The following is a 7,389-nucleotide window of genomic DNA, read 5'->3' on the forward strand; positions in this document are numbered from 1 at the left end:
GGCGGGGGGCGACCTCGTGCGCGTCCGCGCCGACGGCAACATCGACTTCCTCGGCCGCACCGACGACCAGGTGAAGATCCGCGGCTACCGGGTCGAGCTGGAGGAGATCGAGACCGCCCTCGCCGCCGAGCCCGGCGTCGGCCAGGCCGCCGTCGTCGCGGTCGAGACGGACGTCCCCGGGGTGAAGCGCCTCGTCGGCTACGTCGTCCCGGACGGCTCCCGCGACGGCGCGGCCGAAGAGCAGCTCGCCGAGTGGCGGCAGATCTACGACACCGAGTACACCGAGGTCGGGACGGTCGTGCACGCCGAGGAGTTCGCGGGCTGGGACAGCAGCTACGACGGCGCCCCCATCCCGCTCGACGACATGCGCGAGTGGCGCGCGACCACCGTCGAGCGCATCCGCGCGCTCGGCCCCCGCCGCGTCCTGGAGATCGGCGTCGGCGCCGGCCTCCTCCTCACCCGCCTCGCGCCCGGCAGCGAGGAGTACTGGGGCACCGACTTCTCCGAGCCGGTCATCGCCAAGCTCCGCGCGGACCTCGGCGCCCCCGCGGAGCCCGCGTCCCGGGACTGGCAGGCCGTCGGCCCCGGTTCGCCCGTCCGCCTCAGCTGCCGGCCCGCGCACGACACCGGCGGCCTGCCCGAGGGCCACTTCGACACCATCGTGATCAACTCGGTGGTGCAGTACTTCCCCGGCGCCGCCTACCTGGAGGACGTCGTCGCCAAGGCGATGCGCCTGCTCGCCCCGGGCGGCGCGCTCTTCGTCGGGGACGTCCGCGACCTGCGCACGGTCCGCTGCCTGCACGCCGCGGTCCAGCTCGGACGCGGCGGCGGCGACCTGGACGCGATCGAGCGCGCCGTCCGCCTGGAGAAGGAACTCCTCCTCGACCCGGCCTTCTTCACCGCGCTGGACGGCCCGTCCCGCGTGGACGTCCTCGTCAAGCGCGGCGCCCACCACAACGAACTGACCCGCCACCGCTACGACGTCGTCCTGCACAAGGACGCGCCCCCGGCCCCGCCGACCCCGGCCGTCGACTGGACCACCCTCGACGACCTCCGCGCCAGGCCCGCGGGGCCGCTGCGGGTCCGGGGCGTCCCCGACCCGAGGTCGTCGGGCGAGGTCGCGGCGCTGCGGGCGCTGCGCGAAGGGGCCCCGGCGGACGAGGCGCGCGCGGCGCTGGCCTCGGCCCCGGAGGGGATCGAGCCCGAGACGCTGCACGCGCTGTTCCCGGACGTCGTGCTCACGCCGTCCGACCGGCCCGGCCGCTATGACGCCGTGTTCGGCGGGGGAGCGGCGTGCCCGCCCGCCGAGCCCGGACGCGCCCCCGCCTCGTACGCGAACGACCCGGTCGCCGCGCGCGACCACGGCGTGCTGGCCGCGCGGGTCCGCGAGAGCCTCAAGGCGCGCCTGCCCGGATACATGGTGCCGAGCGCGATCATGACGCTGGACGCGCTGCCGCTCACCGTGAACGGCAAGCTCGACCGGCGCGCCCTGCCCGATCCCGGGCGGGACGGCGCGCGCCGCGCGGGCCGGGCCCCGCGCACGCCCGTCGAGCGCCTGCTGTGCACGCTGTTCGCCGAGGTCCTGGACGCGCCCGGCGCCGGGATCGACGACGACTTCTTCGAGCTCGGCGGCCACTCGCTGCTCGCGACGAGGCTCGTCGGCAGGGCGCGGGCGGTGCTCGGCGCCGAGCTCGCCATCCGCGACCTGTTCGAGGCGCCGACCGTCGCGGAACTGGCCGGACGCCTTCACCGCGGCGCCGAGGCGCGGGCCCGGCCCGTCCTGGAACCGCGGGAGCGGCCCGAGCGCGTGCCGCTGTCGTCCGCCCAGCGGCGGCTGTGGATGCTCGACCAGATGCTCCGCGAGGACGACGGGCCCCGCGACGCCTACCATCTGCCGCTCGCGGTCCGCCTGCGAGGCGACCTCGACCTCGCGGCCCTGGAGGCGGCGATCGGCGACGTCACCGCCCGGCACGAGAGCCTCCGGACGGTCTTCGCTGAGCACGGCGGGGTGCCCTACCAGCGGATCCTCGCCCCGGACGAGGCGCGGCCCGTCCTGGAGACGGCGACCTGCGCGCCCGAGGACGTCATCGCCAGGCCGTTCGACCTCGCCGAGCAGATCCCCCTGCGGGTCGCGGTCTTCCCGGAGGGCGAGCGGGAGCACCTGCTGCTCGCCGTCTTCCACCACATCGCGTTCGACGAATGGTCGTTCGGGCCGTTCGCCCGCGACGTGGCGGAGGCGTACGCGGCGCGGCTGGAGGGCAAGGAGCCGTCTTGGGAGCCGCCGCCCGTGCAGTACGCCGACCACGCCCTGTGGCAGCGGGAGCTGCTCGGCGACCCGTCCGATCCCGGCAGCGTCCACGCCCGGCAGCTCGACCACTGGGCGCGGGCCCTGGCGGACCTGCCCGAGGAGATCCCGCTGCCGGTGGACCGGCCGCGCCCCGGCACCGTCGGGCAGCGCGGCGGCACCCTGACCGCCGACCTGCCGCCCGGCCTCACGGGCCGGCTCGGGCGCGTCGCCCGGGACGCGAACGCCAGCATGTTCATGGTCTGCCAGGCCGCCGTGGCGGCGCTGCTGCACCGCACGGGCGCGGGCGACGATATCCCCCTCGGCAGCCCCGTCGCGGGACGCACCGAGGAGGCCGCGCGGGACCTCGTCGGCTTCTTCGTGAACACGCTCGTCCTGCGCGCCGACGTGTCCGGCGACCCGGCGTTCGCGGAGCTGCTCGCCCGCGTCCGGGAGGCCGTCCTCGCCGGGCTCGCCCACCAGGACCTGCCGTTCGAGGCGGTCGTGGAGGCGCTGCGCCCGCGCCGCGTGCCGGGCCGCAACCCACTGTTCCAGGTGATGGTCGGCTACGAGAACCAGGGGGTCGGCGACGTGCGGTTCCCCGGCCTGGAGCAGCGGGAGGCGCTGTTCGGGCCGGGCGCCGCGAAGTTCGACCTGGACTTCATCTTCCGGGAGGGCCCTGACGGTCTCCGGCTCGTCGTCGACTACTCCGCCGACCTGTTCGACCGCGCCACGGTCGCCGCGCTGGCGGACGGCCTGATCGCGCTGCTCGCGGCCGTCGCCGACGATCCCGGCGCCAGGGTCGGCGCGCTGCCGGCGGTCCTGACCGCCCGCGCCGTGACCGCCGAGGCGCCCCCGGAGGCGGCGCGCCGGGACGACGACCGGGAGGCGTCCCTGTGCCGGATCTTCGCCGAGGAGCTCGGGGTCCCCGAGGTCGGCCCGGACGACGACTTCTTCGACCTCGGCGGGCACTCGCTGCTCGCGATGAGGCTGGTGCGGCGCGTCCGGCGGGAGCCCGGCTGCGCGGACCTGAGGATCTCGACCCTGATGGCCGCGCCCACCGTGGCGGGCCTGCTCGCCCGGCTCGCGTCCGCCGGCGGGACGGCGCCGCGGGAGTGAGGCGGCTCATACCCGTCCGGCCATTGCCTAGTTAGGTAAGCCTAACCTAATATCCCTGATCAACACTCTCCGGCTTCCCGCCCCCGAACATGGAAGGTCCGCTATGCGCACCACGATGCGGCGCCTGACCGCCGCCGCCGCGCTCGTCCTGGGACTCGCCGCGGCCGCCGCCTGCGGCGACGACGAGCCGGCCGGCGGCTCCGGCGGCTCCGGCGGCTCCGGCGGCTCCGGCGCCGCGGCCGGGGCGTTCCCGGTCACCGTCGCCCACAAGCTCGGCTCCGCGACGGTGAAGTCCGCCCCGAAGCGGATCGTCGCGCTCGGCGAGGTCGACCAGGACGCGCTGCTCGCCCTCGGCGTCGCCCCCGTCGGCATGGCCGAGCTCACCGGCGTCCAGCCCGACGGCCTGACCCCCTGGAGCGCGCCGAAGCTGACCGGGGACAGGCCGAAGCTGCTCAAGCAGGGCGAGGCGGGCTTCAACCTGGAGGAGGTCGCCGCGCTGCGGCCCGACCTGATCCTCGCCGCCGGCGACTTCGCCATCGACAAGGAGTACGACAAGCTCTCCAAGCTCGCGCCGACGCTCGCCTACCAGAACGGCCCCGCCGAGGACTCCTGGCAGCAGATCACCCGGCAGGTCGCCGCCGCGATCGGCCGCCCCGAGGACGGCCGGAAGCTCGTCGCCGACGTCGAGACGAAGATCGCGGGAGTGAAGGCGAAGCACCCCGAGCTGGCCGGCAAGGAGTTCGCGTTCACCAGCGTCTTCCCCAACGGCAACATCGGCGTGATGAAGTCCGGCGACGACACGAGCGTGAAGCTGCTCCAGCAGTTCGGCATGACGCTCCCCGAGTCGCTGGAGAAGCTGCCCGGCGACGGGTTCGCCGCCGAGCTGAGCATGGAGAAGGTCTCCGTCCTGGACGTGGACGTCCTGCTCAGCCACTACAACGACGACCCCGCCACGCAGAAGAAGATCGAGGGCAACAAGCTGTTCGCCGGGCTCGGCGCCGTCAGGCGCGGCTCCTACGTGGCGCTGGACCTGAAGTCGTTCTGGCCGCTGCGCACCCCCACCCCGCTCGCCGTCCCCTACGTGATCGACCAGGTCGTCCCGCAGATCGCCAAGGCCGCGAGCGCGGCCGGGCCCGCCTGATGCCGGAGGAGCGCATGCACACCCCCGTCCGCGACGTCGTCGGCATCGGGTTCGGCCCGTCCAACCTGGCGCTCGCCGTCGCGCTGGAGGAGGAGCACGGCGGCGCGGACGCGGTGTTCTTCGAGAAGCAGCCCGGGTTCGGCTGGCACCGCGGCATGCTGATCGACGGCGCCACCATGCAGGTCCACTTCCTCAAGGACCTGGCGTCGCTGCGGAACCCCGCGAGCCCGTACTCGTTCCTGGCCTACCTGCACGCCCGGGGCCGCCTGGTCGACTTCGTCAACCACAAGACGATGTTCCCGACGCGGCTGGAGTTCCACGACTACCTCGAATGGGCCGCCGCCGCGTTCGAGGACCGCGTCCGCTACGGGACGGAGGTCGTCGCGCTCCGCCCGCACGACGACGAGGTCCTGGAGGTCGTCGTGCGCCGCGGCGACGAACTGGAGACGCACCTCGCCCGCAACGTCGTCATCGGCGCGGGGCTCGAACCCGTCCTGCCGCAGGGGGTCCAGGCGGGGGAGCGGATCTGGCACACCGAGGACCTGCTGACCCGGCTCGCCGAGCGCGGCGACTGGGACCCGCGCCGCATCGTCGTGGTCGGCGCCGGGCAGAGCGCCGCCGAGGCCGTCGAGTACCTGCACCGCACCTTCACCCGCGCCGAGGTGTGCGCGGTCTTCGCGCGGTACGGGTACTCGCCCGCCGACGACAGCGCGTTCGCCAACCGCATCTTCGACCCCGAGGCCGTCGACCACTACTACGCCGCGCCCGGCGACGTGAAGCGCATGCTGTTCGAGTACTCGCGCAACACCAACTACTCCGTGGTGGACCTCGACCTCATCGACGAGCTGTACCGGCGCGCCTACGCCGAGAAGGTCGCGGGCGCCGAGCGGCTGCGCATCCTCAACGTCTCCCGCGTCCTGGACGTCGCCGACGGCGGCTCGGGCGGGACGCGGGTCCGGGTCGCGTTCCTGCCGACCGGCGAGGTCGCCGACCTGGAGGCCGACGCCGTCGTCTACGCCACCGGGTACCGCGAACGCGACCCGTTCGACCTGCTCGGCGAGGCGGGCGCGCACTGCCGCACCGGCCCGGACGGGCGCCCGGTCGTCGAGCGCGACTACCGCATCGCCACCGAGCCCGGCCCCGAATGGGGCGTCTACCTGCAGGGGGCGACCGAGCACAGCCACGGGATCGCCTCCTCGCTGCTGTCCATGACCGCCGTGCGCACCGGGGAGATCGTGCGGTCCATGGCGCGGCGGTCCGCCCGCGTCACCCCCGGCGTCTAGAGGAAGGAAAGAGCATGACGACCAACCCGTTCGACGACCCCGACGGCACGTTCCTGGTCCTCGCCAACGCCGAGGGCCAGCACTCCCTGTGGCCGGCGTTCGCCGACGTCCCCGCCGGCTGGACGACGGTCCACGGCCCCGAGTCCCGGTCCGGCTGCATCGGGTACGTCATGGACAACTGGAAGGACATCCGCCCGCGGAGCCTGGCCGCCGAGACGCCGTGAGCCCGCCGGCGGTCACGCCCGCTCGGCCCTGGCCGCCTCCTCGAACGCGGCCATGCGGGGCAGGACGTTGCCGAGCGGCGGGACCACCTCCGGCAGGGCCGCCATCATGACGGCGGGGGGCGGCAGCCAGCCGTCCTCCCGGATGCCCTGGACGATGAGGCGCTCGGCCTCGGCGCGGTCGCCGCGCTCCACCAGGTGGGCGATGACGCCCTCGAACGCCTCCCGGCGGCGGGCGGGCGACCGGATCTGGGCGACCATCAGCTCGGCCTCCGGCAGCCGTCCCGCCGCCGCGGTGGCCAGCGCGATGTCCCGCAGGATCGGGCTCTGCCGGTGGTGGTGCTGCGGCTCCTCGCCGAGGATGCCCCGGGCCTGCTCGGGCAGTCCCGCCCGCAGCGCGGCGGCGGCGACGCCGGCGAAGGTCGCGCCGCGGACCTTGGGGTCGCGCACGCTGCGGGCGATCCGCAGCGCCCCCTCGATGAGCCGGACGGCGCGGGCGGTGTCGCCCAGGGCCGCGGCCCGCTCCGCGACGGCCGTCATGGTGGACCACGCGGGGAACGGCAGCCGCGACGCCCGCATGATCTCCGTCACCCGCTCCGCCTCGTCCAGCAGCCCGAGCTGCGCGGCGGCGCCGGCGATGTGCGACAGGGCCCGCTGGTGGCGCTGCTCGTCCACGTAGGTGGCGGCGAGCTGCTCGGCCTCGCGCAGCAGGCGCCGCGCGCGTTCGGCGTCGCCGATCGCGTCGGCGAGCAGGGCCAGCTCCACGAGCCCGCGGCACCGCGGCTCGGCATTGGTGATCGCGATGGTCCGGACGGCCGTCTCGGCGTCGTCCATCGTCCTGCCCGCCAGGTTCGCGTTGCCCGTCGCCGCGACGGCGGCGGCCAGCCGGCCGATCAGCTCGCCGCGGATCCGCATGTTGCGCACCCCGCGCGCCTCCCGGACGACCCGGCGGCGCAGGGCCCGCAGCCGCTCGGCGCTCGCCCGGCAGACCGCCAGCAGGACCTCCACCCGCAGCCGCGGGTCGGCCAGGCCGCTCGCGAGCCGCTCCGCCAGCTCCAGGTCGCCGATCTCCACGGCCGCCGCCGCCAGCTCCGTCGCCGCCCCCTCGCTGGAGTCGGCGTCGAACCCGGCGAGCCGCTTCTCCGCCTCGGCCAGCAGTCGCCCCGCCTCGGCGGCGTTCCCGAAACCGTGGGCGGCGCGCGCGACCTCGGTCAGCGCGGACAGCCTCATGGCCGGATCCGAGACGAGCGCGACCAGCCGCCGCGCCGCGTCGAGGTCGGTGACCCGGGCCGCGGCCGCCGCCAGCTCCGTCGCGACGGCGTCGCGGGAGTCGTCGTCCAT

The 7,389-nt window shown here is 75.2% G+C and carries 5 protein-coding genes; 4 read left to right on the forward strand and 1 reads right to left on the reverse strand.

Annotated features, from left to right (window positions below):
- The 4 genes from AB0C69_RS34690 to AB0C69_RS34705 form a co-directional block, all read left to right on the forward strand.
- Positions 1-3,403 (forward strand): condensation domain-containing protein (locus tag AB0C69_RS34690; protein ID WP_360359359.1); only part of this gene is annotated, 3,403 nt, incomplete at its 5' end.
- 103 nt (positions 3,404-3,506) lie between these two features.
- On the forward strand, positions 3,507-4,544 hold the full coding sequence (locus AB0C69_RS34695) for an iron-siderophore ABC transporter substrate-binding protein (protein ID WP_360359362.1): 1,038 nt from the start codon (positions 3,507-3,509) through the stop codon (positions 4,542-4,544).
- Between the two features lie 14 nt (positions 4,545-4,558).
- Positions 4,559-5,827: a lysine N(6)-hydroxylase/L-ornithine N(5)-oxygenase family protein gene (locus AB0C69_RS34700; protein WP_345176159.1), complete on the forward strand. Its 1,269-nt coding sequence runs from the start codon at positions 4,559-4,561 to the stop codon at positions 5,825-5,827.
- Between the two features lie 14 nt (positions 5,828-5,841).
- Positions 5,842-6,051, forward strand: a complete 210-nt coding sequence (locus tag AB0C69_RS34705) for an MbtH family protein (protein WP_345176156.1) — start codon at positions 5,842-5,844, stop codon at positions 6,049-6,051.
- 12 nt (positions 6,052-6,063) lie between these two features.
- Here the strand turns inward: AB0C69_RS34705 and AB0C69_RS34710 are convergent.
- Positions 6,064-7,389 (reverse strand): hypothetical protein (locus AB0C69_RS34710; RefSeq protein ID WP_360359366.1); only part of this gene is annotated, 1,326 nt, incomplete at its 5' end.

The organism is Actinomadura sp. NPDC048032 (assembly GCF_040653175.1).
Classification (GTDB): Bacteria; Actinomycetota; Actinomycetes; order Streptosporangiales; family Streptosporangiaceae; genus Spirillospora; species Spirillospora verrucosospora.